This window comes from Arcticibacterium sp. SM2516 (assembly GCF_057914865.1).
Window position 1 is genome coordinate 1,585,105 of the sequence record NZ_CP195290.1, and the last position, 24,416, is coordinate 1,609,520.

A 24,416-nucleotide genomic window follows, 5' to 3' on the forward strand; every position below is an offset into this window, starting at 1 on the left:
GAAAAAAAACGATGGACAAAGAAATTCCAGAATACGTCAGTTTAATCTTTACCCTTACTACATTATACGGTGTTTGGCTCTATAAAAAAGCATTTAAACCATCTATAAACATCCTAAGTATTTTGTTTGTATGGTTATCTCTTCAGGCATATTTAGCTTATACTGGGTTTTATCAGGATACCGAAAGTATACCCCCTAAATTCGCCTTTGCCGTAGTTCCTGCTTTGATTTTCATTGCTTATCTTTTCGTATCAAAAAAAGGTAAAACCTTTATAGATGGACTTGATTTAGAATCTCTTCATTGGATTCATACCATAAGGATTCCTGTAGAAATAGTGCTGTGGTTGCTTTTCATTTCTTCCCAAATCCCAGAAATAATGACTTTTGAAGGACGGAATTATGACATCATAGCTGGCATTACGGCTCCACTTATCATATTTTACGGCTTAAGAAAGCCAATTCTAGATAAAAATAGAATGATCTTATGGAATTTATTGTCCCTTTTTCTTCTTTTAAATATTGTAGTTATGGCAATTCTTTCTGTAGAGTCGCCATTTCAACAAATGGCATTTGACATGCCCAATAAGGGATTTCTTAAGTTTCCTTTTGTTTGGTTAGCCTCCTTTATTGTACCTATGGTACTATTTTCCCATTTAGCCAGTATTAAACTTCTATTAAAAAAATGATCATCAGAGAAGCTCAACTTTCAGACCTTAATTCAATTTCAGAAATTTGGAATCATTACATTCTAAACACAACGTATAACTATGATAGTGAACCAAAGGACATGCATTTCTTTGAAAGTTTTTTTAAAGAGAAGGAGGAACACAGCTATCCTATTTTCGTTTTAGATGTTAATAATGAAATACTAGGATACGGCACTTATGGTCAATTTAGAGCAAGAAATGGCTATAGATACAGTCTAGAACATGGTGTCTACCTGCGTCCTAACTTACAGGGTAAAGGCTACGGAAAAGCACTGATGCTGGCATTAATAGAACGTGCAAAAAAAGACGGCCATCATAGTATGACGGCCGGTATTGATGCTAGCAATGTACCAAGTATAGATTTTCATCTAAAATTTGGTTTTAAGGAAATTGGAACCTTTAAAGAAATAGGTTTCAAAAACGGTAAATGGCTTGACTGTGTTTTTCTACAGTTAATGCTATCCGAATTTTAAGCCAATTTTGCGTGTATTAAATCTGCTAAATAATCTCTAATAGAATCTATCTTAATTTGAGAAACTACATCATCAGCAAAAGCTAATAATTGCATTCTGATGGCCTCTTCTTTAGGAATACCTCTTGATTGCATATAGAAAATGGCCTCATCATTTAACATACCCGTGGTAGCTCCATGTGAACATTTGACATCATCTGCCCATATTTCTAGCTGCGGCTTAGTGTTCATGGTGGCACTATCAGAAACTACTACGTTTCTACAGTTTTGGTATGCATTTGTCTTTTGTGCTTCTCGTCTCACAAATATTTTACCATTAAAAACCCCTGTAGACTTATCCATCAAAACGCCCTTATAAAGTTCGTTAGAAACAGAGTTAGGCCTTTTGTGGTCAGCTACCGTATGATTATCAATATGCTGGTTTTCGTTAGGAACATATAGACCATACATAAAACTCTCAACATACTCTCCATCAATCTCTAGATGAAGGTTATTTCTTACAAAACCACCATTAACTGTAATGGTAGCAGCATAAAAATAACTTTTATCTTTCTGGTAAACACTGGTAGTCCCTATATGATAAGATGCGTTATTATCGTCTTGAACCTTATAATAATCTACTCTAGCATCTTCAGAAACCACTATCTCTGTAACCGTATTAACATATGCAGAAGACTCTCCTAGCGTTCTAAAAGACTCTGCTATTTTAACCTCAGCATTCTTTCCAACTACTACCAAGTTTCTAAGTGTGGATGCTATATTTTCTTTACGTACATCCGAAACCATTCTTAAAATGATTGGAAATTCTAGTGTAACATTATCATTTACAGTAATAACCACACCTTGGCTAGCTATAGCCGTATTAATAGCTGTAAACGCTTCTAAATCATCATTAGAATATTTAGAAAAGTGGTCGTTTAGTAAAGAAGCATTTTCTTTTTGAGCCTCGCTCAAAGTTTGAATGCTAACTTTACCTTCGGCTTGAGATAAATCAGAAAGTTCTGCCCTATATACCCCATTAACAAAATAGATGATAATCCCTTTTAAGTCTGGAAGCTCAAAAGAATCAATTTCTTCTTTGCTTAAAGATTTATCAGAGTTAAGGTTATAAGTTCCTCCTACCAAATTTTTAACATTAGAATACTTCCATTCCTCATGTTTTGTGGTTGGAAAACCTAATTGCTCAAAACTATTTATTGCCTTTACACGTCTTTGGTTATAGGCTTCCCCAACACTACCATTTAAATTGGCCTGTTGCTTTTGAAATACCTCTTTTATTTGGCTTTGCAAACTATTCTCAGACATTGAAATTCTTAATTTATTATGCTATTGCTCCGTCGGCATCAGCTACTTCCTTTATAATCCAGTCATACCCTTTCTCCTCTAGCTCTAAGGCTAAATCTTTTGTACCAGATTTAACTATTCTTCCTTGATAAAGTACATGTACATAATCAGGGACTATGTAATCTAAAAGTCTCTGGTAGTGGGTAATAACGACAAATGAACGACTTTCATTTTTCAATTGGTTTACACCATCTGCCACGATTCTAAGGGCATCAATATCCAAGCCTGAATCTGTTTCGTCTAAAATGCCTAAAACAGGCTCAAGCATAGCCATTTGAAAAATTTCATTACGCTTTTTCTCTCCACCAGAGAAACCTTCGTTTAATGATCTTCTTAAAAGCTTATCATCAATCTTCACCAACTTAGCTTTTTCCTTCATTAGTTTAAGAAAACTAGCGGCACCCAAAGGACCCTCACCTTTATATTTTCTTATTTGATTGATGGCCGTTTTTAAGAAATTAATGGTCGTAACACCAGATATTTCTACAGGATATTGGAAAGCTAAAAATACGCCTTCTGCAGCTCTTTCTTCAGGAGCCATATCTAGCAAATCTTTACCTAAAAATTCCACAGAACCTTCGGTTACTACATAATCTTCTCTACCAGCTAAAACAGAAGCTAATGTACTTTTACCAGATCCATTAGGACCCATGATAGCGTGTACTTCGCCTGGTTTAACCTCGAGATTGATACCTCTTAATATCTCCTTATCCTCTACTCTTGCGTGTAAGTTACTGACTTTCAGCATGCTGAACAATTTTTTTGTCTTTAATTGGGCTGCAAAGATACCATTTTTCTTTGCAAAATCATATTTCAATATATAAACCTATATTGAAAGTAATCCGTTCGATTAAATGTGATTATTGAGTAGAAACTTCTTATTACTTTTGTTTATTTGAAATCTAACGATATCCAAACTTCATCAAGATGGCTTCTTACTTGTCTCATTTCAAGGGTTTAATATTATATTATATGGCTCTTTTTGGTTTTATGTGATCTTAATTTCTAGTCTAAAATGGGGAATAAATAATTATAATATAAACCGAATAATCATGGATTTTCATGTAAATAGTGAGATATCAACGTTAAAGAAATTAGTAATTCACAGTCCAGATAGCGGGCTTGGCAAAGTAGTGCCTTCTAAAGCACAGGATTGGCTTTTTGAGGACATAGTGCATTTAGAAACCATGCGAAAGCATGAATACGATTATTACGTAAAGCTCCTACTCTATTTCTTAGACCCTGAAAAAGTGAAAGGGAAACTAGCGGAAATTGATAATGCAGCAAACAGGAACTTCTACATTCCAGATAGTAAAGCATATTTCTCATCTGAAAAAGTCTTAGAATTTGAAGTTTTATTAAAGGAAGTCTTAGCAGATAATGGCATTAAAAGTAGGTTGGTGGCGGCCGTAAGTGCTATAGAAGAGTGTTCCTATAAAGAGATGGAAGGTTTCTTGGCCCTGCCAGACCTAGAGCTCACTAGATTACTTATTACGGGCATGACCAAATCTGGAGAAATGTACTTCTCCCCTATCCCTAATCTTATTTTCACCAGGGATATTGGCATCATGATAAATGGTCACTTTCTGCTTAACAAACCTGCGAAACTGGCTAGAAGAAGAGAATCTTTATTGGCTAAATACATTTTTTTCAATCACCCTGTATTCAAAAGCCTCAGAGAAAACTTGATAGAAATAGAAGAAAATGAAGAGCAGTTTTTAATGCCAGAAAATGAAATGGGCAAAAAAGACGAGACTTTGGAAGGTGGTGATGTTATGATGGTGGCTCCAAACCATCTTTTAATAGGTATAAGCGAAAGAACCAGTGTAGAAGCTGGTAGGCAGGTTATGCGTAAACTATTTGATATGAAAATCTTAACTAAGGTGACCTTGATTAAAATTCCTGCTAAGAGAGATTATATGCACATAGACACCATTTTTACGCAAATAAAGAAAAATGTTTGGGTGCTTTTGGCATCCATAGGTCGTGCAGCAGAAAAGCACAAAAAGGATTCTTTATGGGAAGACTTGGGACAAAGAAACAAGGCAGAGGAGTTAATTATCAAACAGTTTTATGTTGAGAATGGGGAAGAATTTTCTAAGACATTTGAAAACCTTGAGGATTTATTGATAGACATATCTAAAACCGACTTGAAAACCGATAAAGAAGTTGTTTTTGTTTATTCTGGAAATAACGAATTTCCTTATGGTGCCAGAGAGCAATGGACCGACTCCTGCAACCTTTTGGTCTTAAAAGAAGGTGTGGCCATAGGCTATGATAGAAACAATAAGACTTCAGAAGCCTTTATAAATGCGGGTTTTGACATCATATCTGCTAAAGATTTATTAGATAATTTTGAAGCAGGGCTAAAGTCTCCAGAAACTTTGAAAAATACAATTATCCTGTTGCCTTCGGCGGAACTCTCAAGGGCCAGAGGAGGCTCTCATTGCATGAGTTTACCATTATTGAGAACATCTATATAATGGAAAAACAATGTACCTCCAACATACTAATGATTCGCCCTGTTTGCTTTGGATTTAATGAGGAAACAGCCGAAAGTAATGCTTTTATGCAAGACCTTGTCGCAGGCGAAAAACCTCAAGAAAACGCTCTGAAACACTTTGAAGCTTTTGTATCTAAGCTTAGGGCATCCGGTGTAAACGTATTGACGGTTGACGACACTGTAGAACCGAGAAGCCCAGATAGCATTTTCCCGAACAATTGGGTGTCTTTTCATGCAGACGGGAGAATAGTTTTGTACCCGATGGAAGCAAAGAACAGAAGACTAGAAAGGCGACAAGACATTCTTGAAATAATAAAGAATGCGTTTAATACCGAAGAGATAATTGACATTAGCAAAAGTGAAGAAGACGGATTATATCTAGAAGGCACGGGAAGTTTAGTCTTGGACAGAACTAACAAAATAGCTTACGCTTGCTTGTCTAGTAGAACCCATAAAGAGGTTCTAGATATCTGGCAAAAACTCTTTCCAGATTATAAAATCATCACTTTTGATGCCTCTGATAATGATAATATTTCCATTTATCATACGAATGTACTCATGGCTATTGGTGAAGACTTTTCTGTGATTTGTGCAGATACTATTAAGGATGTAAATCAGCGGGGATTGGTTTTAAAATCTTTAAAAGATAATGGCAAAGAACCTGTGCTCATTTCTATGGATCAAATGGAAAACTTTGCTGGAAATATGCTTCAAGTAGAAAATTCTCATGGAAATAGCATATTGGTTATGTCATCTAAAGCACTTAGAAGTTTGAATCGAATACAGCTTGACTTTTTAAGGTCAAAAACTGAGATTATGGACGCTGAACTTGGCCTGATAGAAACATTAGGCGGCGGCTCTGCCAGGTGTATGTTGGCCGAAATCCACTTACCTCAGTTGATACCTGATCCGCTATAAAATATGCATCCATAGATACATAATCCAATAATATGCACTTAAATATGCATAAATTAAAAATATGCATATATTTGTACATATTAATAAAATAATGCAAGTACTAACCGGCGATATCATAGACTCAACAAAACTGAAAGCTTCTGAAAGAGATCAGTTAACTGCGGCCTTTCAGGAGCTTTCTGATAATTCTGTGGGACAATATGATTTTTTTATACGAGGAGACTCCTTTCAAATTTTATTAAAAGAAGGTGGACTTACTGAAGCTTTAAGGATTAAATATTTCTTAAAGCTTAAAACTAGTTTGACCGTCAGGATTTCTATAGGAATAGGAAAAGTGACGGTTCTTGAAAAAAAACTCTCTAACTCCGACGGCCCTGCTTTCTGGCTTTCCGGGCAGGGTTTGGATAAAATGAAGGACGAAAAAAGGCTACTAAGTATTCATACAGAAGATGAATACAAAAATGCGGAATGGTTAGTGCACACCGCCACTTTGGATTATTTAGAAAGAAATAGCACCCTGAATCAAACGGAAGTCCATTACTGGCTGCTACAAGATAAAACGCAGCAAGAAATAGCCGAACAAATAGGCATAACGCAATCTTCTGTAAACAGAAGAATTAAAAATTCAGGTTGGAACCTTATCGAAAAAATAGTTGAACACTATCAAAATACGCTATGACGCTCACAAATCCCGAAATAAGTCTCCTAGTAAAGCTATTGATTGCACATATGGTATCTGATTACTTTCTGCAATTTAACTCTTGGAGCAGAGATAAAGAATTGAATAAAATAAGGTCTAAAAAGCTTTACATACATATCCTCATCACTTTTATAGCGGCATGGATATTTTCTGGAAGCTTTCTAGCCGCACTTTTTATAGGTATCACGCATTACGCCATTGACCTGGGTAAAATTTATATCAAATGGAACCGTTATGTGCTGTTTGTATTAGACCAGTTTTTACACACGCTTATGCTTTTTATCGCTTGGCTATGGCTCATTAAGGGTTGGAATTGGCTAGGAGAATCCGTACTCTCATTATTTGACAACCCTAAAGTCTGGGTCTTAGTTTTTGCCTACGGCGTCATCACGTTTCCTTTAAGTGTGGTTATTAATATTTTTACGTACAGATGGCGGTCTCAGCTAGAACCAGACCGACAAGAATCTTTAGAAAAAGCAGGATTATGGATAGGCATTTTAGAAAGGATTTTGATTCTGACTTTCATTTTGACAGGTCAATTCTCTGCAATGGGCTTTCTGATTGCCACAAAGGCGATTTTGAGATTTAAGGATACCGAAATCAAACAAATGGAATATGTGCTTATAGGCACTTTAATGAGCATCACTCCTACCATTCTTTTGGGTATATTGGCAAATTATATGATAAATTCTTTTTAATAGACGGAACTATTAAACCGATATATCGTTGTAGATTTACAACGCAATGGGACTGACCGGTTTTGACGGCGTGATGCATTTGCGAGTATAAGCATGTATGGAGTTGGTAGAACCTCCATTTAAAAATTCTTCCGAACAACAAGAGGCAATACTCAGTATGCCATGGCTGCTTAATCTAGATTAGATTAACCTTACGCCACATCTCTCTCCTGCTAACCTCTGCCGCGGGAGAACTAGAGGTGTCGACACGCAGAGGCGTTTTCTGGCGGTTTTCTTACCAGTAAATAGTATCGGAGAAAATAAGGGTTGAATTAGGTACGTCGGACGGCTCCTCAATCTCGAAAACTAAGACCGAATAAACATGTAGAAGGCTCGACAGGGGCCATGTTCGGACCAGGGTTCGAATCCCTGCAGTTCCACTTTGTAAAACCTCAACTATCTTATTATTAAGTAGTTGAGGTTTTTTATTTGGATTCTTTCCCGTATTTTTCCCGTAATTACGATTTGTCATATCTTAGAAAATGGTTACTGCCATATTGCTCTCTAAGAAATAACAGCCCAGTTGTAAAAACTAATTCTAATTAAACGGTTAGTTTATTCAATTCTTACTGAAGGGGTGGTTTGGAGAGTTATGTCATTGTGATGCAAAGATTCTGGCGATTGTCCTAATTCAACTGGTTGGCCAGCCCCGGCTAGGCTTGGAGTGAAAGCAGAATGGAGTATCATAACAATATAGTTACGTCCTAATTCAATGCTTACTGAAGGGGTGGCTTGGAGAGTTATGTCATTGTGATGCAAAGATTCTGGCGATTGTCCTAATTCATCTGGTTGGCCAGCCCCGGCTACTGAAGGGGTGGTTTGGAGAATCTACGGGCTCTTATTGAAGAAACCTTCCGTCCTAATTCAATACCTCCTGAAGGGGTGATTTGGAGTATTTATTATGGAAATTTAGCAAAAGTAAAGTCCTAATTCACAGTGTAAAAAAAGAACACACCGCTTTCTGTGTAAGAAAAAAAATACATAAATTTAATACAAGTATATCAAACTGTATTAAATGAATAACAACTTAAAATCCACTAGCTTAAACCTCGGTTCGTCTATTTTAATGATTGGTGCCGCCTGCTTAGGAACCGCATATGGTAGTCCAATGATAGGGACTGTTGTAGGGGGAATCTTAACTGGACTAGCCACAAACAGGATTGAAAGTGCTCAACTTCATAAACTAAAACAAATTTTAGGACGGACTAATCCCTCTAACCTGAATCATGATTTAGAGAAAACAATTGCCGAGGCTTTAGCCTGGACAGTAAAAAATATAATAGGCCTTTATGAGCCGTACGCACTAGACGTTGAGCATAAAGAAAAGTTGTCTAAAGTAAAAGAAACGCTTTTAACCCAACTGAAAGCTGCCGACAAAAAAGAATGGCTTAAAAATGAGGACGTTTTAAACCAAATTAATGAAGTAGATGCCCCAAAGAATCTATTAGGTTCTTTTGTAAATGAATTGAAAAAGTTGGATTCTATAAATGAAGAGAGACCTTTTCCTGCTTTTTTTGAGGAAAGGTTTTTAGAGAATTTCCAACTCTGTTTTGGTGAATTGCTCAAAAAACCTGAAAAACATGCCGCACTGGTAGCCTACAATAGAAATGTAAGTACCCAAATACAGAAAAACCTAAAAGCCAACAGCACTGACTTACAGACCTTAAAGGCCGATAATAAAGCTATAAAAGATGCTCTAGAGAAACTAGCCTTAACTCCTATCGAGCGAATAGAACAAGACCTGGTACTACCGCAAATAAAAATCGAGCTGGATCAATTTCTAGAACCCCTTGAAGCAAAGGTTAATTTGGTTGTTGACTCTAACGGTAAAATTCTAAAATCTGTAGAAGAACTTAAAAAAGAGCTCGGGATACAAACCCAACAAATTCACGGCATTGACCAAAAATTGGATAAAAGCCTTAAACGGAACCGCTTGTACTATTTTTTGATACCCATAGTGGCTATTAGCATTGCGTACTTTGCCTATCGTTACTGGCAGTTGCAACAGCCATTTATATTTACCGTGGCCATAGAAAACACAACACCTACACCCAATTTACCTATCGAAGCCTCCAAAATAAGTCTTACCTATGGAGACAAAACTGAAAGCCAAGAGAGCTTAATAGAAGTGGTCTTTAAAAACCTTCCGTCTAGCTTAAGAGGCGATTCTGCAAGAATAAAAGTAGAAACCTACGGCTTTTACAGCTTAGACACAATGGTAGTCTTAAACCAAAACTACATAAACTTGGCTATAGGCAGGGATGACACCTATGACAGCATGCAAGGCACGGTAAAAGATGGCCTCACAGGAGCCAGAATAGCCAATGCTAGGGTACAGGTATTAGACCTAAGTACCGAAACCGACCGAAACGGACAATTTAAACTATCCATCCCTCTAGCCAAGCAAAAAACAGAACAACGCCTTAGTATTACCAAAACAGGCTATAAAGAATGGGTACGTGAAGAACCTGTTCTAAAAAATATTGAAAGTATCATACAACTAGAAAAACCATGAAAAAACTTAGCATACTCATTTTATTAGCTTCATTTTCATTGGACGGCTACGCTCAAACAGTACAAAAAGGACTAGTACGTGAATTTAACTCGGGTAAGAAACCACTATCTGGTGTACAAGTTAAATACATACATGCTAATTCTGCTGAGTCTGATAACTTAGGGGTATTTACATTGGTTTTTAACAGAGCAATAGAGCCTGGGCAAAGTATCATTCTTGAAGAAATAATAAAAACAGGCTACGAAGTCGTAAATGATAAAGACTTACAGGTGGCAAAGCTAGGCAATGACAGCAAATTTGAAGAAGACATAATTCTTGCAAAGGCGGGCCTTATCGCCACAGCTAAAGCAGAATATGCTGGAGTCTCATTAAATGCTTTAACGGCAAGTTTAAGAAGGGAAAAAGAGACTCTATTGAGTCAATTGAAAAATGCGATGATTGAGCAGGATGAATATATGGCTCAACTTGAAAAGTTACAGCAGGAGTTTGACAAACAACAGTCCCTAATAGATGAATATGCTGGAAGGTTTGCCAGAACCAATTTTGATGATGTAAGCGAAACGTATGAAAAGGCTTTGACACTTTTCAAAAATGGCGAAGTAAAAGCCTGCCAAGAACTATTGGAAAGTTTGAACCTTATAGAGCGGGCAGACAAAAGAATACAAGAGCGAAATAGAGCCACAAAAGTAATAGCCGAGGAAACAGAAAACCTATGGCTTAATGATGCTGGTATAAGCGAAGATATTAAATTAATACAGCTAGCTGTTCAGACCTTATTGCTTGATTTTGAATTTGAAAAAGCAGAGAGCTATTATGACAAACTTTACCAACTAGACAGTACCAACCTTGAAATTCTACAAGAGGCAGCCGATTTTTGCCGAGAGCAGCACCGCTACGAAAAAGCCTTTAAAATTTACCCAAAAATTATTGAGCACCCCCAAGCCGAAAAATGGCGAAAAGCCAATGCCCACAGTTTTTTAGGTGATTTATACAAAACTACGGGTAATCTGGATAAAGCACTTGAAAATTATTTTATGTGCAAAGAAAACTACATCGCTCTATACAATGAAGATAGCTCCTCATTTCATAAAGAAAATATTGCGATTTCGTATTCAAAACTTGGCGAAACCCTTACTTCGCTGGGCAATCTAAATAAGGCTCTGGAGTTTTATGAAATAATAACTAAACTTTTTAAAGAACTCTATGATGCCGACCTACGCAATGTAGATTTTAAAAATGGTTTGGCCATTTCGTATCAATTATTAGGAGTCACCCATACTTCTTTGGGCAATCTAATTAAGGCTCTGGAGTTTTATGAGAACTATCAAAAACTTGAAAAAGAACTCTATGATGCCTATCCAAACAATGTAGAGTTTAAAAATAATTTGGCTATTTCGTATCAATTATTAGGAGTCACCCATACTTCTTTAGGCAATCTAAATAAGGCTCTGGAGTTTTATGAAAACTATCAAAAACTTGAAAAAGAACTCTATGATGCCTATCCAAACAATGTAAATTTTAAAAATAGTTTGGCTATTTCGTATGAAAAACTTGGCTCTACCCATACTTCGCTGGGCAATCTAAATAGGGCTCTGGAGTTTTATGAAATACGTTCTAAAATTGGTAAAGAACTCTATGATGCCTATCCAAACAATGTAGAGTTTAAAAATGGTTTGGCCATTTCGTATGCAAAACTTGGCGAAACCCATACTTCGCTGGGCAATCTCAATAAGGCTCTGGAGTTTTATGAAAACTATCAAAAACTTGAAAAAGATCTATATGATGTCTATCCAAACAATGTAGAGTTTAAAAATAATTTGGCCATTTCGTATCAATTATTAGGAGTCACACATACTTCTTTGGGCAATCTAAATAAGGCTCTGGAGTTTTATGAAAACTATCAAAAACTTGAAAAAGAACTCTATGATGCCTATCCAAACAATGTAGAGTTTAAAAATGGTTTGGCCATTTCGTATGCAAAACTTGGCGAAACCCATACTTCGCTGGGCAATCTCAATAAGGCTCTGGAGTTTTATGAAAACTATCAAAAACTTGAAAAAGATCTATATGATGTCTATCCAAACAATGTAGAGTTTAAAAATAATTTGGCCATTTCGTATCAATTATTAGGAGTCACACATACTTCTTTGGGCAATCTAAATAAGGCTCTGGAGTTTTATGAAAACTATCAAAAACTTGAAAAAGAACTCTATGATGCCTATCCAAACAATGTAGAGTTTAAAAATAATTTGGCCATTTCGTATGCAAAACTTGGCGAAACCCATACTTCGCTGGGCAATCTCAATAAGGCTCTGGAGTTTTATGAAAACTATCAAAAACTTGAAAAAGAACTCTATGATGCCTATCCAAACAATGTAAATTTTAAAAATAGTTTGGCGATTTCGTACGCTAAATTATCTCTGTTTTCTTTTGAGAAATTAGATGATTTTGGGAAAGCTCTTGAATCCATGGTTTTAGCCAATAAACAATTCAAGGAACTATTTGAAATTTCGCCTTCAAATAAGTCTTTTGAAAATTATTACAATCTTTCATCAAACTATGTATCTCAATTTAAAAAAGCACTAAATCAGAGTGAATCGGAAAAGTTAAGACTACAAATCAGTAAAGAAAAAAGCAATGAAAAACGCTTAATACTTTATCAATCGCTCATCCAAACCCTAAAAACAGAAAAAGCCAGTGCAGAAGAAATCACGCAAGCTCTCAACTCACAAGCTTGGTTTAGCTTGCTTACAGGTAAGTTTGAAGCCACAGAAAAGCTAATCATTGAGGGTAATAGTCTTTTTCCTGAAAACAAGTTTTTATACACAAACTTAGCCCCAGCCCTACTTTTCCAAGGCAAAACAAAAGAAGCAATAACTCAATACCAAAACTGGGCAAAAGAGCCTTTTGGTGAACAAAACCTTGCTACTTATAAAGATGCTTTTCTGGATGATTTTAAGGCTTTTGAAGAAGCTGGAATCATCCCTGAAGAAAGAATGTCTGATGTGGAGATGATTAAGAAAATGCTTAATGATATGTAATCTGCTTAACCATGAAAAAACTACTCCTATTAACTTTAATCCTCCCAATTACTGGCCTCGCCCAAACAGTACAAAAAGGACTAGTACGTGAATTTAACTCTGGCAAGAAGCCACTTCCTGGTGTGCAGGTTAAATACATACACGCTAGTACTGCTGAATCTGACAATCAAGGTGTTTTTACTTTAGTTTTTAACAGAGCAATAGAGCCTGGACAAAGTATTATTCTTGAAGAAATAATAAAAACAGGCTACGAAGTCGTAAATGATAAAGACTTACAGGTGGCAAAGCTAGGCAATGACAGCAAATTTGAGGAAGACATAATTCTTGCAAAGGCTGGCCTTATCGCCAAAGCTAAAGCAGAATATGCTGGAGTCTCATTAAATGCTTTAACGGCAAGTTTAAGAAGGGAAAAAGAGACTCTATTGAGTCAATTGAAAAATGCGAAGATTGAGCAGGATGAATATATGGCTCAACTTGAAAAGTTACAGCAGGAGTTTGATAAACAGCAAGCCCTAATAGATGATTATGCTGGCAGATTTGCTAGAACCAACTTTGACGATGTAAGCGAAACGTATGAAAAGGCCTTAACACTTTTCAAAAACGGAGAAGTAAAAGCCTGCCAAGAACTCTTAGAAAGCCTTAATCTTATTGAGCGGGCAGACAAAAGAATACAAGAGCGAAATAGAGCCACTAAAGTGATTGCCGAGGAAACAGAAAACCAAAGGCTTAATGATGCCGGTATAAACGAAGACATTAAATTAATACAGCTGGCCGTGCAGACCTTATTGCTTGATTTTGAATTTGAAAAGGCAGAGGCCTATTATGACAAACTTTACGAGCTAGACAGCACCAACCTTGAAATACTACAAGAAGCCGCAAATTTTTACCGTGAACAACACCGCTACCAGAAGGCAAAAAAACTATACCCTAAAATTATAGCCCATAATAAAGCAGAAGACTATAAAAAAGCCAATGCAAATGGCCATTTGGGGGAACTATACACCACCACAGGGGACTTGAATACTGCTTTAAGCTATTATTTGAGTTTTAAGGAGTCTTATGCAAGCCTGTATCAGCAGGATAGCACTTCATTTAACAAAAACAACTTGGCCATTTCGTATGAAAAACTGGGCGAAACACACAGCTCACTGGGCAATCTAGACAAGGCTTTGACTTTTTATCAAGATGAGACTTCTTTATTTGAAGAACTCTATGAGACCTATCCCAATAATGTCTCTTTTAAAAACGGCTTGGCCATTTCGTATTCTAAACTGGGCGAAACACACAGCTCGCTGGGCAATCTGGACAGGGCTTTGACTTTTTATCGAGAAAGTTCTAGAATTGTTAAAGAACTATATGATGTCCATCCCTATAATGTAGAATTTAAAAACGGTTTGGCTAATTCCTATTCTAATCTGGGCGAGACACACAGCTCGCTGGGCAATCTAGACAAGGCTTTGACTTTTTATCAAGAACGTTCTAGGATTGGTAAAGAACTCTATGAGGCCTATCCCAATAATGTCTCTTTTAAAAACGGTTTGGCTATTTCGTATCAAAATTTAGGAATCACTCATTCATCACTGGGCAATCTGGACAAGGCTTTGACTTTTTATCAAGATTATAATGCCTTAGAAAAAGAACTCTATGAGGCCTATCCCAATAATGTCTCTTTTAAAAACGGTTTGGCAATTTCGTATTCTAAACTGGGCGAGACACACAGCTCGCTGGGCAATCTGGACAAGGCTTTGACTTTTTATCAAGACTATAAGGCCTTAAAAAAAGAACTTTATGAGGCCTATCCAAATAATGTGGAGTTTAAAAACGGTTTGGCAATTTCGTATCAAAATTTAGGACTCACTCATTCATCACTGGGCAATCTGGACAAGGCTTTGACTTTTTATCAAGACTATAATGCCTTAGAAAAAGAACTCTATGAGGCCTATCCAAATAATGTGGAGTTTAAAAATAACTTGGCAATTTCGTATTCTAAACTGGGCGAGACACACAGCTCGCTGGGCAATCTGGACAAGGCTTTGACTTTTTATCAATCATACAATTCCATTGAAAAGGAGCTATATGAGGCCTATCCCAATAATGTCTCTTTTAAAAACGGTTTGGCCATTTCGTATTCTAATCTGGGCGAGACACACAGCTCGCTGGGCAATCTGGACAAGGCTTTGACTTTTTATGACGATTTCAATTCACTAGAAAAAGAACTCTATGAGGCCTATCCCAATAATGTGGAGTTTAAAAATAACTTGGCCATTTCGTATCAAAATTTAGGAATCACTCATTCATCATTGGGCAATCTGGACAAGGCTTTGACTTTTTATCAAGACTATAATGCCTTAGAAAAAGAACTCTATGAGGCCTATCCAAATAATGTGGAGTTTAAAAATAACTTGGCTATTTCGTATGAAAAACTGGGCGAAACACACAGCTCACTGGGCAATCTAGACAAGGCTTTGACTTTTTATCAAGAACGTTCTAGGATTGGTAAAGAACTCTATGAGGCCTATCCCAATAATGTCTCTTTTAAAAACGGTTTGGCTATTTCGTATTATTATCTGGCGACTATTTATGAGAAAAGTAATTTAGAAAAAGCCGTTGAAAATTTAGAATTGTCTGTAAAACATTATGCCGAGTTGTTAGACACCTCACCGCAAACCGCTTCTTTCAAAAACAATCACACTTTTATTTCAAATTACTTAAAGCGTTTAGAGGCTTATAAAACTCTTTCAGCCTCAGATAAAATACGACAAGAAATCAGCAATGAAAAGGCTAATGATAAGCGTTTTAACTTATACCGGAAGCTTTTAAAAGCTCTCAAAGAAGAAAATGCTACGAATGAAACTCTTACCCAAGCCATAAACTCTACAGCATGGTATGGCTTGCTTTCTGGGCATTTTGAAGAGGCAGAAAACCTAGTAAACCAAGGGATAACTCTTTTTCCTGAATACAAGTATTTATACACCAATCTAGCCCCTGCTTTACTTTTTCAAGGTAAAACCAAAGAATCTATAGCCCAATACCAAAAATGGGCAAAAGAACCCTTTGGCGAGCAAAACCTTGCTACTTATAAAGATGCGTTCATAGATGACTTTAAAGCTTTTGAAGAAGCTGGTATAATCCCAGAAGAAAGAAAAGCTGATGTGGAGATGATTAAGAAAATGCTTAGTGAAATGTAATGACTTATGAAAGCAATCTATTTAATACTAATATTTCTTATTCCTGTACAAACATCATTTGGACAGGTTAATATTTATGTAGACCCAGTAAATGGTAATGACATTATCAATAATGGTCAATTAAACGCACCGTTTAAGACCATTAATAAGGCTTTTAGTGTAATGTCTTCAAACGGAGATGCCATTATATTAAGAGGTGGTATTTATCTAGAAACAGAGCTCATTTGGCCAGAATCTGGCTCAGTATTGAATCAAGCTACATTGAAAAATTATCCCAACGAAATTCCAATAATCGATGGAAGTAATGGAATAAGTAAAATCATGCTCCATATTACTTCCAAATCCAATATCTTAATAGATGGGATTCATTTTACGAACTCCATTGGGAATGGTTCTTACGGATTGAAAATAGATGGCAATTGTAATAACATAACTATTCAAAACTGTAAAATAAGTAATATAGATGTAAATGAAACGGTTCTAAATTCTTCAACGAACGCATTACCTTTGAAAATTTGTGCCAATAGTCCAGACCTAATTAGTAATGTTCAAATTCTTAACAATGAAGTATTTGAATGCAAAACGGGTTTCAGTGAGGGTATATCCATTGCAGGGAATGTGAATGGCTTCTTAATTGAGGGCAACAAAGTCCATGACATGAGTAACATTGGAATCGTAGCAGCAGGAAAGTATAATACAGATTGTAAAGGTTTTTCTAGAAATGGTATAATCAGAAAAAATGTAGTCTTTAAATGCATTTTTCCGACCACTGCTAATTCTTCAGCATCTGGAATCTACATCGATGGTGCCGAGAATGTAATTGTAGAGCAAAACCGTGTTTATGAGAATCAGGTTGGAATTCAAATCGGATGCGAAAATCTAGGTGAAATAGCCCAATATGACACCGTCAGGAATAATATCGTTTTCAACAATATAAAATGGGGAATAGGTATTGGCGGTACAGAAGGTTTTGTTGAAAACTCATGTGTGGTGAATAATACTCTTTTTAGGAATAATTCCTTTTACAATGAACTCCCAGAATACTATGGCAACTTTGGCGAAATATTACTTAAGAAAGTCAAAAATTCTTCAATAGTAAATAATATTTCTTCGGTACGATATCAAGCCAGTAGTGCTGTTTTCATGAAGTGGGAGAACCCAAATGACCTTTCTGCCCTAACTATTAACAATAACCTATTTTACAGTTCAGGTGGCACTGGTACGCTAACTTTAGTCAAGACATTCAAAATAAGTCCTAATGAATACCGTGACAGTACTTATACTTATGCACATTATAACTTTTTAGGGTTTGACAGCAATGGTCTTACATCGAATCCAAATTTTCTAAATCCAGATTTTAATTCACCCGAGCTTCACTTATCTTCAATATCCAGTGCAAAGAATGTTGGCATAACATTACCCATTAATGGCAACGGCTTGGTTGATTTTGATGGCAATATAAGGCTAATTGGGACTGCAGACCTTGGTGCTTATGAATACAATCCCTGTCCGACTCAACTTAATTTATTTGGTATTCCAAGTTCTGGAACTACCGTGTTTCAAACACAACAAAGTATTCAATCCACTAGTCCAATCAGCTCTGCGAATTCCGTTTTGTATGATGCGAAAAACTACATCGAGCTAAAGCCAGGATTTAGAGTTGATTCAGGGGTGCTATTCAATGCTGTGATAGATGGCTGTGAGTAGACTCTCTAATGTCATTTATAAGGCAGAAAATCTATCTCTTTAATCCTAGAAAGGCCAATTTTGGATTATTAATCTTAGATTAGTTTAAGATTAAAGCAATTATTAATTAACAATCCTTTACACGCTAAAAAGCAATTATCAACAACCTCATGGCCAAGAAAACCCCGAAAGAAAATACAGAAGAACCTGAACAAAAAAAACTCACTAGTGAAGAGTTTATTAAAATATGGGCAGGTGATACGAAAGCACAATCGGAATATCTTATTGGTGGAATTAGTCCAATAATTGAATTCAAAGATTACACGATTTCTGGTAGCGTTAAAATCCATGACCTTCCTTCACAGCTTCCATCCATAAGGTTTGTAAACTGCAAGCTAGGCAGCATGCATTTTAGGAACTCTATGGCTAAAAACATCTATTTCAAAGATGGTACTGAAATTGACGGACTCGATTTTACAGAAAATTCAAAAATTGATAGACTCATTTTTGAGAATATCAATTGCAAAACAGATTTAAGCTTTTCTACTAAGAGCGAATGTGAATTATTGATGTTCGAATATTGCAAGTCTTTCGGCTCATTACTAGTTCAAGACAAAGAAACTAACGCAGGTGATGTCTATTTTACCAACACTGGTATTGGAAATGTCAGAATTGAAAGTAAGGGAAGTGCCAAAGGTCTTACTTTCGAAAAGTCTAGTGCAATAACAATAGCGGTTAGTAAAAATGATTCTTTAGAAACAGTGAAGCTTTGCGAAAACTCTATTTGCTCAGAGTTACTTTTTGATAATGCAACAATAACCGACCACATCATTATAAAGGGAAACAGTGATATTAACCATTTTGTACTAAAATGTATAATCTTACCTCAAATTGATATTGAGGGCTCCTTAATTGAAGATTTGGATTATCAAAACTCTATCAATACCACTTTTAACCTTAGAAACTCCACTGTTGTTACCCTGCTATTCAAACAGATGAAGACAGGGAAGGATGGCCTAATTCAATTAATTGACTCCCGAATCACAAATTTGATATTTGACACAATCCTTAATTTGGCAAGTGTCAATATTAACAATCTAAAACCATTTAAGGAAGGGGTACATTTTGAAAATAACAGAAAGATAACAGGGAGAGCACGAGGAGTGGATTTTCATAAAAAAATAAGATACTCCGTAGAGCAAACGTCAATTAGCATTTTAAATTCTGATATGGGAAAAACTATGATTAGTAGCGATTTATCCCATTATGACAAGTTTATTTTTCTAAATAGCAAGATTGTAGAAATGTTTATATCGGGCCCGAGACTTCCCGATATTCTAGAGACCATTGATCCAAAAGAGCTGGATAATCAAAAAGTAGTTGCGTACAATCAACTGAAAAAAATTTATGAGAATCGTGGTGACGCAATAACCCCATTAAAGTATCATCAACTAGAAATGGATACTCACCGGAGAATATTGCTGGCAAATCGCAACTCTGAAAGTAGGGAAAGTAGCGATTCCACACGAGGAGAGCGATTTCAACTACTTTTTAATCAATGGACTAATTCTCATGGCACAAACTGGGTTAAACCAATGATGGCGACCTTGGTAGTTTCAATGTTCCTTTTCGTTTTGTATTCCTATTTCTTGTACGGTTTTGATGTAAATGGAGACTACCTTCATGCATTTAACCTAGTCCCTTACTATTTTGAGTTTTTGAACCCAACACACAAAGTTGACTTTGTACACGATTTTAACATCGAAAAAAACAAACCCAGCGAATCCCTCGCCTTGATTATTGATTTTATTGGGCGACTAAGCATCCCAATTTTATTATTCCAAGGCGTTCAAGCTTTTAGAAAATATGGTAAAAAATAACATGGAACAAATCTGGCAAAAGATACTAAAACACCGAAGAGAAACCTTCTACTTAAAAAGAGGTAAGCCATTTACTTACAGCCAAGGCAAGTATGAGCATATGTATGTGGACACTGTTAAGCTTTCTTTTCCTTTAACCTACAATGAGTTCCAGAAAGCCTTAGTAATAGGCAAGAAGGATAGGTTAGCCGATTATAAACACGTAGTAGCGAAATCCTACATATACGCCATCCTAAATGACCCTCGTATTGGAGCTTGGGATTAGCTATTTTAAGTCTGCTGTAGCCTTCCTTTTTTTCAGACAGAGTTTAAATTATCAAATAATCTTTCAATCTTCCTCTTTCCTCGAGAGCCGGCTCCCGAGGAACTCGATTTCTGAAGTTTATCAGAAGAAATTAGAGAATTGCTGGCACATGGTATTCCTAGAATGAACCTAAACGTAGAATAACAGAAAACAAATTTATAACTTTAATAAACATTCCGAAAATCCTTACCTTGTAAAGGACAAAACCAACGACAATTAAACACTAATAATGAATATAAAAACTGTAGCTATAATAGCTGTGATGATCCAATCAAGCTGTGTACAAAATAGTGGGCAAGATCACATTGAAAGTCATGCTTTAGAAAACGATTCACTTTCAAAAAGTATCATTTTAGAAAAAAATAAGGTGATAAATAATTTTACTTACCTTAATGACTTTTCGAAATATGGTATAAAAATCAAATCACCGGAGCCTCTTAAAGATGTTTCTAAAATAGCAAATTCGAATGCAGCCTTACACTATGCTTTAGAGCAAAATACTGATAATAAAAAGTTACATACTATTTATGAAATTAAAATAAATGATTTAACCAAATTTCCTGATCCATTAATTATCAGCCAATTCAGTAAGCTAAAAGCCCAGTTTGAAGAATTTAAACCAGAAGAAATAACTTTTTCAGGATTAGATGGATATAAAATTGAAATGGAATATTTAAATCGCAGAAATATGATTTTTTTTTCCTTGCATAATAAAAAAATGTACTATTTCAATGTAATTGCGAATTCAGGTTTAGACGCTAAGTTTATAGAATTCATGAATTCAATTGAATTGTCGGAGTAGAATAAGCAAATTCACACCGTAGGCTAAATTTTACATTCTGGATTTTACTAATCAATAAATATCAATGCAAGTCGAATATCATCGTAGGTAACTTCTTCGTTAAGCTTTTCATAAATTGGTCTTAGTTTTTCTCTCTCGCCAATCGCAATTATGGCCTTATGAACTTTACTAATAATCATCTCACTAGGCCTAATTGAAGACAATTTTTTGCTTTCTTTTATTTCTGCGATTTTGGTAATATGTCCAACCACAGTAGTAGCAGTAATACCTCTCAATCTTGATATTCCTTGAATATTATATCCATTCTTTATCAATACATAAGTCTCTTTAAATGTACCATTTAACTCTCCCCTGACCCTCGACTCATAAACTGTATTTTTATTGACTGTGGGTCTAATTATATCATTATTTGAGTAACACTGATTGCAAGGTCTAAACCCCAATTCCTCTAAAATACTATTATGTAAATCTAATTCTGGATTAAGTGTTACTCTATAATAATCTAATAGCAATGGACTTAATGGCTTCTTTATTTTATCTTCAAACTCCATTAAAACCTTCTTAACCTGGGCATCAGAAAATCCAGTAGAATTATTTTCAATTGGTTCTTGCCTGCGGCCAAGATAAGCTACCTTATTAAATCTTTGTAATATGGCTTTGTCAGTATGATACATTTCTCCTGCCCTCTTTATTAACTCATCAATCTTTATCTCCAATTCGATTGGTGTAAAGTCATGAAACTCGGTAAGTCCTGAATTATCCTTATTAATGTTTTTGGGATTGGTAATAATACCCCACCTCAGATATAATCTATTGGCAAAAATATCCGGTTTTGCAAGACTGATTTGGTTTTCTTTAAACCACTTTCTAAATTCAATAATTTTCTCTTTCCCTTGTTCTTTTATTGATTCTGGAATTAGAAAATTTTCATAATCTGAATTTAATCTTGAACAACTAGTTGTTTTATGAAAAGATGGAGGTTTTCCTTCATATACATAACTCAAAGTATCTTTACTCACAATAGGCTTATAAACTTCTTTTAGGAACCTCTCTGGGTCAGAAAATAATTCCTTTATCGCTAGGAGTCTTTTGATTTCAATTTTATTGAAAAAATAAATGGGACGTTTATACACATCTCCTGTTAAAACAGATGCTTCTATGTCCATTTTGTAAATAATACTATTTGCGTTAGCTTTAGTTATAAATGCCATTACATCACTTTTTGAGTTCTACTTTTACTTGGGACTACACTTTAAAGTTAAAACCATAGTGACAATAGAATTGGTAACCAGATTTTTTTAGCTTCATAAGAATTCAAAACTGGATTTCAACGAATTGAATTTTGTTATTAAATTCTTTCTAGTTCCAACTTGTAATAAATACATCTTTTTATTTTTTAAAAAAACTATTGCCTTAGTAGGCAAACCATTTTGATCAAAAGTATATTCAATTGCAGAAACTCCCTGTATAGTATTATGTAAAGATCCTATACCCTGCTTTTTAAGATTAATTGCATATTGTTCAAGGTATTTCTTTTCAAAATATGAGTAACCCGATTGTTTCATACCATTATAATTCTTCGATTCATCAATAACATTAATATTGCAAATTGAACCAATGCCTGGATTATCTTCATTTTCGGCACAGATGTAAGCCTTTATATTATTCGCACCTTGCTGTTTAGCCATTTCGATTAAGGTATTGTTGGTATATAAAATACAACCCCATTTAACTTTAAACCCAGCCGCCTCAAAAGTTTGAAAATTATCTTGTCCGGAAGAATAGGCTTCGTCAGCAGAAACTTCAGATTTTATCACAATTGAAGATTTCACTGGATTATATTCAAACGTGCCATTTAAACTGGGGCAACAATGTGCGTCTTCAGTTTCCCATGCACGATAGCTACCTCCTATAGACTTGGAAAGTGTTTTGTAATTTATTACTATTTCAGAATCATAGCCTAGGCCTTTATCCATCAAACCCTTTTTTAACTTAGCTTCAATATTTTTTGTTAAATTCTTATCTGTTAACGTTAGATCATTATTTGAATAAACTAGCATTGCAAAATCAGAAGCTGTCCCATTTCCTCCAACACAGTTCTGGGCTGGAAAATAAATAAGTGCATCTATAATGGCATCCGAATTAAAATCAAATTCAATAATTTTTATTGGTTGTAAACCCCAATAAAAATTTGGATTTTCTTCACTCCATTTATTATAATCTTCTTTACAAGGAGGACCAACTTCACCATTTAGTAACAACTCTTTTTCCCACTTATCACTTTCCTTTTCAAAGTTTAGAGAGTTTTTAGTTGTTGATGCGGTTAATACAATTTCTGTCCCAATGTCTGAGTTCTCAACTGAAGTATTGGCATGGCTACAACCAAATAGTAATGAGGTAGTTGCTATTAATAATAGTTTTGGGTTCATTCGATTTTAATCTATTTTTCAATTGTCAATTTAGCGTTTTAGTAGAAGAATACAATACCTTGGGATTAACTACTTACCTTCTGCTGTACTTTCTCCCAAATTGGATTCACTACGCTATAAAACTCATTCATTGAATCTTTAAACCAATTGAAATAGAATGTCCAGTTTTCTTCATCACGGAAACCACCTACGGGTATTTGATCTTTTGGCAACTCTAACTTTAAACGAGATGCCTTTTTACCCTCAAGGCGTTCCCAAGAAATATTATCAAGTTTTAATTCAATCTCAGATTTGAAATCAAGAAGACCATCAATGAACTTTTTATCTTCATCTTTACTCAAGTAGAGTTCTACACGAACTGTATTCTTGCCTACATTATAGCTAAAATAGCCTGGCCCACGCCCAAAGCCTGTGTAAACCCTTGAGCTTACACTCACATTGTCAAGAAAGTTGATATTATTTTCTTTCAGGTCTTTCTGAAACGCTTTCCAAAGTGCCGACAAAATTGACTCAGTTTTTGCCACCTTTTGACTCTTTTCGGTTACTTCTTTCTGCTTTTCTTTTATCTCAATCATATACTCCTCAGTCTCTGGTAGAGGAATAATCTGTTCCATTTGTAGAAAAACGTCTTCCCCAAAAGAATACGGAACAGCCCTAAAACATTGAAGCTTAATATCGTGATTTAATAGCCATAGTACCGTTGAAGTGACCTCCTTTCTATACTCGTTAGCAACAAACATTATTCTTTGGTCATTCTTATTAAGCAATAAATCATCTTCGTTTTCAATATTTAAAAACTCCATGATATTCTCCTTAGCCACAGAAGCATCCGAATCAGTAAATCTCACTAAGTATTTACCATAGATGTCAATTATCTGTTCATCTGTTAATGTGGAACAATAGGAAGCATACTTAAGGGCTTGCCATACCACATTTCGTCCTGAATCGTCTAACTTGTTTTCTATTACGACTAAGTTGCCATCTTTATCCAAAGCCAGCAAATCAAGCCTTTCTGATGTTTCACTAAAGCCGTCAAATTCTTTTTGAATAATAAGCAGCTCCTCCCCTAGCATTTCTGGATTCTTGGCTATCCATTCTTGAAGATGCTCCCTTTCTCGAATTTTTAATTCTCCAAATTTCTTTGGTTTTAACTCTGTAACGTCGTTGTCTGTGCGGTTAATCTTGTACAT

General features: G+C 35.5%; 18 protein-coding genes and 1 other RNA gene. 14 read left to right on the forward strand and 5 right to left on the reverse strand.

All coding sequences use genetic code 11. From position 1 onward, the window contains the following. Positions 1-11 precede the first annotated feature (11 nt). Both ACSBFT_RS06555 and ACSBFT_RS06560 read left to right on the forward strand, forming a co-directional pair. Complete coding sequence (locus ACSBFT_RS06555; RefSeq protein WP_489603975.1) at positions 12-686, forward strand: hypothetical protein; 675 nt, start codon at positions 12-14, stop codon at positions 684-686. Next, the gene (locus ACSBFT_RS06560) at positions 683-1,180 is read left to right on the forward strand and encodes a GNAT family N-acetyltransferase (RefSeq protein ID WP_463046187.1); all 498 of its coding nucleotides are present in this window, start codon (positions 683-685) and stop codon (positions 1,178-1,180) included. The genes ACSBFT_RS06555 and ACSBFT_RS06560 overlap by 4 nt, the downstream gene beginning before the upstream one ends. Here ACSBFT_RS06560 and sufD read toward each other — a convergent pair. Beyond that, positions 1,177-2,484, reverse strand: a complete 1,308-nt coding sequence (gene sufD, locus ACSBFT_RS06565) for a Fe-S cluster assembly protein SufD (protein WP_489603976.1) — start codon at positions 2,482-2,484, stop codon at positions 1,177-1,179. The genes ACSBFT_RS06560 and sufD overlap by 4 nt on opposite strands. 16 nt (positions 2,485-2,500) lie before the next feature. Next, positions 2,501-3,271 carry a Fe-S cluster assembly ATPase SufC gene (gene sufC, locus ACSBFT_RS06570; protein WP_489603977.1) on the reverse strand — a complete coding sequence of 257 codons (771 nt, stop codon included), beginning with the start codon at positions 3,269-3,271 and terminating at the stop codon, positions 2,501-2,503. A 304-nt stretch (positions 3,272-3,575) separates the two neighbouring features. Between sufC and ACSBFT_RS06575 the strand changes: the two genes are divergently transcribed. The 12 genes from ACSBFT_RS06575 to ACSBFT_RS06630 all read left to right on the forward strand — a co-directional run bounded on the left by ACSBFT_RS06575 (position 3,576) and on the right by ACSBFT_RS06630 (position 20,797). Beyond that, positions 3,576-5,006, forward strand: a complete 1,431-nt coding sequence (locus ACSBFT_RS06575) for an arginine deiminase family protein (protein ID WP_489603978.1) — start codon at positions 3,576-3,578, stop codon at positions 5,004-5,006. Next, the gene (ctlX, locus tag ACSBFT_RS06580) at positions 5,006-5,944 is read left to right on the forward strand and encodes a citrulline utilization hydrolase CtlX (RefSeq protein ID WP_489603979.1); all 939 of its coding nucleotides are present in this window, start codon (positions 5,006-5,008) and stop codon (positions 5,942-5,944) included. Before ACSBFT_RS06575 ends, ctlX begins: the two co-directional genes overlap by 1 nt. Positions 5,945-6,035: 91 nt before the next feature. Then, the gene (locus ACSBFT_RS06585; RefSeq protein WP_489603980.1) at positions 6,036-6,623 is read left to right on the forward strand and encodes a SatD family protein; all 588 of its coding nucleotides are present in this window, start codon (positions 6,036-6,038) and stop codon (positions 6,621-6,623) included. Next, positions 6,620-7,342, forward strand: coding sequence for a DUF3307 domain-containing protein (locus ACSBFT_RS06590; RefSeq protein WP_489603981.1), 723 nt, complete (start codon positions 6,620-6,622; stop codon positions 7,340-7,342). Before ACSBFT_RS06585 ends, ACSBFT_RS06590 begins: the two co-directional genes overlap by 4 nt. 48 nt (positions 7,343-7,390) lie before the next feature. Further along, positions 7,391-7,764: a transfer-messenger RNA gene (ssrA, locus tag ACSBFT_RS06595) on the forward strand. 632 nt (positions 7,765-8,396) lie between these two features. After that, positions 8,397-9,896, forward strand: coding sequence for a carboxypeptidase-like regulatory domain-containing protein (locus ACSBFT_RS06600; protein WP_489603982.1), 1,500 nt, complete (start codon positions 8,397-8,399; stop codon positions 9,894-9,896). Next, entirely contained in the window at positions 9,893-12,937 is a 3,045-nt protein-coding gene (locus ACSBFT_RS06605; RefSeq protein WP_489603983.1) for a tetratricopeptide repeat protein, read from the forward strand. The genes ACSBFT_RS06600 and ACSBFT_RS06605 overlap by 4 nt, the downstream gene beginning before the upstream one ends. Positions 12,938-12,948: 11 nt before the next feature. After that, entirely contained in the window at positions 12,949-16,125 is a 3,177-nt protein-coding gene (locus ACSBFT_RS06610; RefSeq protein ID WP_489603984.1) for a tetratricopeptide repeat protein, read from the forward strand. 6 nt (positions 16,126-16,131) lie between these two features. Next, complete coding sequence (locus tag ACSBFT_RS06615) at positions 16,132-17,832, forward strand: 3-coathanger stack domain-containing protein (protein ID WP_489603985.1); 1,701 nt, start codon at positions 16,132-16,134, stop codon at positions 17,830-17,832. A 149-nt stretch (positions 17,833-17,981) separates the two neighbouring features. Further along, the gene (locus ACSBFT_RS06620) at positions 17,982-19,691 is read left to right on the forward strand and encodes a hypothetical protein (protein ID WP_489603986.1); all 1,710 of its coding nucleotides are present in this window, start codon (positions 17,982-17,984) and stop codon (positions 19,689-19,691) included. Position 19,692: 1 nt separating this feature from the next. Continuing rightward, positions 19,693-19,956, forward strand: a complete 264-nt coding sequence (locus tag ACSBFT_RS06625; protein ID WP_489603987.1) for a hypothetical protein — start codon at positions 19,693-19,695, stop codon at positions 19,954-19,956. Positions 19,957-20,224: 268 nt separating this feature from the next. Continuing rightward, positions 20,225-20,797 carry a hypothetical protein gene (locus ACSBFT_RS06630; RefSeq protein WP_489603988.1) on the forward strand — a complete coding sequence of 191 codons (573 nt, stop codon included), beginning with the start codon at positions 20,225-20,227 and terminating at the stop codon, positions 20,795-20,797. Between the two features lie 47 nt (positions 20,798-20,844). Here ACSBFT_RS06630 and ACSBFT_RS06635 read toward each other — a convergent pair whose 3' ends face one another. From ACSBFT_RS06635 to ACSBFT_RS06645, 3 genes are all read right to left on the reverse strand, one after another. Further along, positions 20,845-22,008 (reverse strand): helix-turn-helix domain-containing protein, encoded by a 1,164-nt coding sequence (locus ACSBFT_RS06635; protein ID WP_489603989.1) that lies wholly within the window; start codon positions 22,006-22,008, stop codon positions 20,845-20,847. Positions 22,009-22,101: 93 nt separating this feature from the next. Then, a complete protein-coding gene (locus ACSBFT_RS06640) occupies positions 22,102-23,226 on the reverse strand; it encodes a hypothetical protein (protein WP_489603990.1) in 1,125 nt (374 codons plus the stop codon). A 65-nt stretch (positions 23,227-23,291) separates the two neighbouring features. Beyond that, positions 23,292-24,416: a DUF4268 domain-containing protein gene (locus ACSBFT_RS06645; RefSeq protein ID WP_489603991.1), complete on the reverse strand. Its 1,125-nt coding sequence runs from the start codon at positions 24,414-24,416 to the stop codon at positions 23,292-23,294.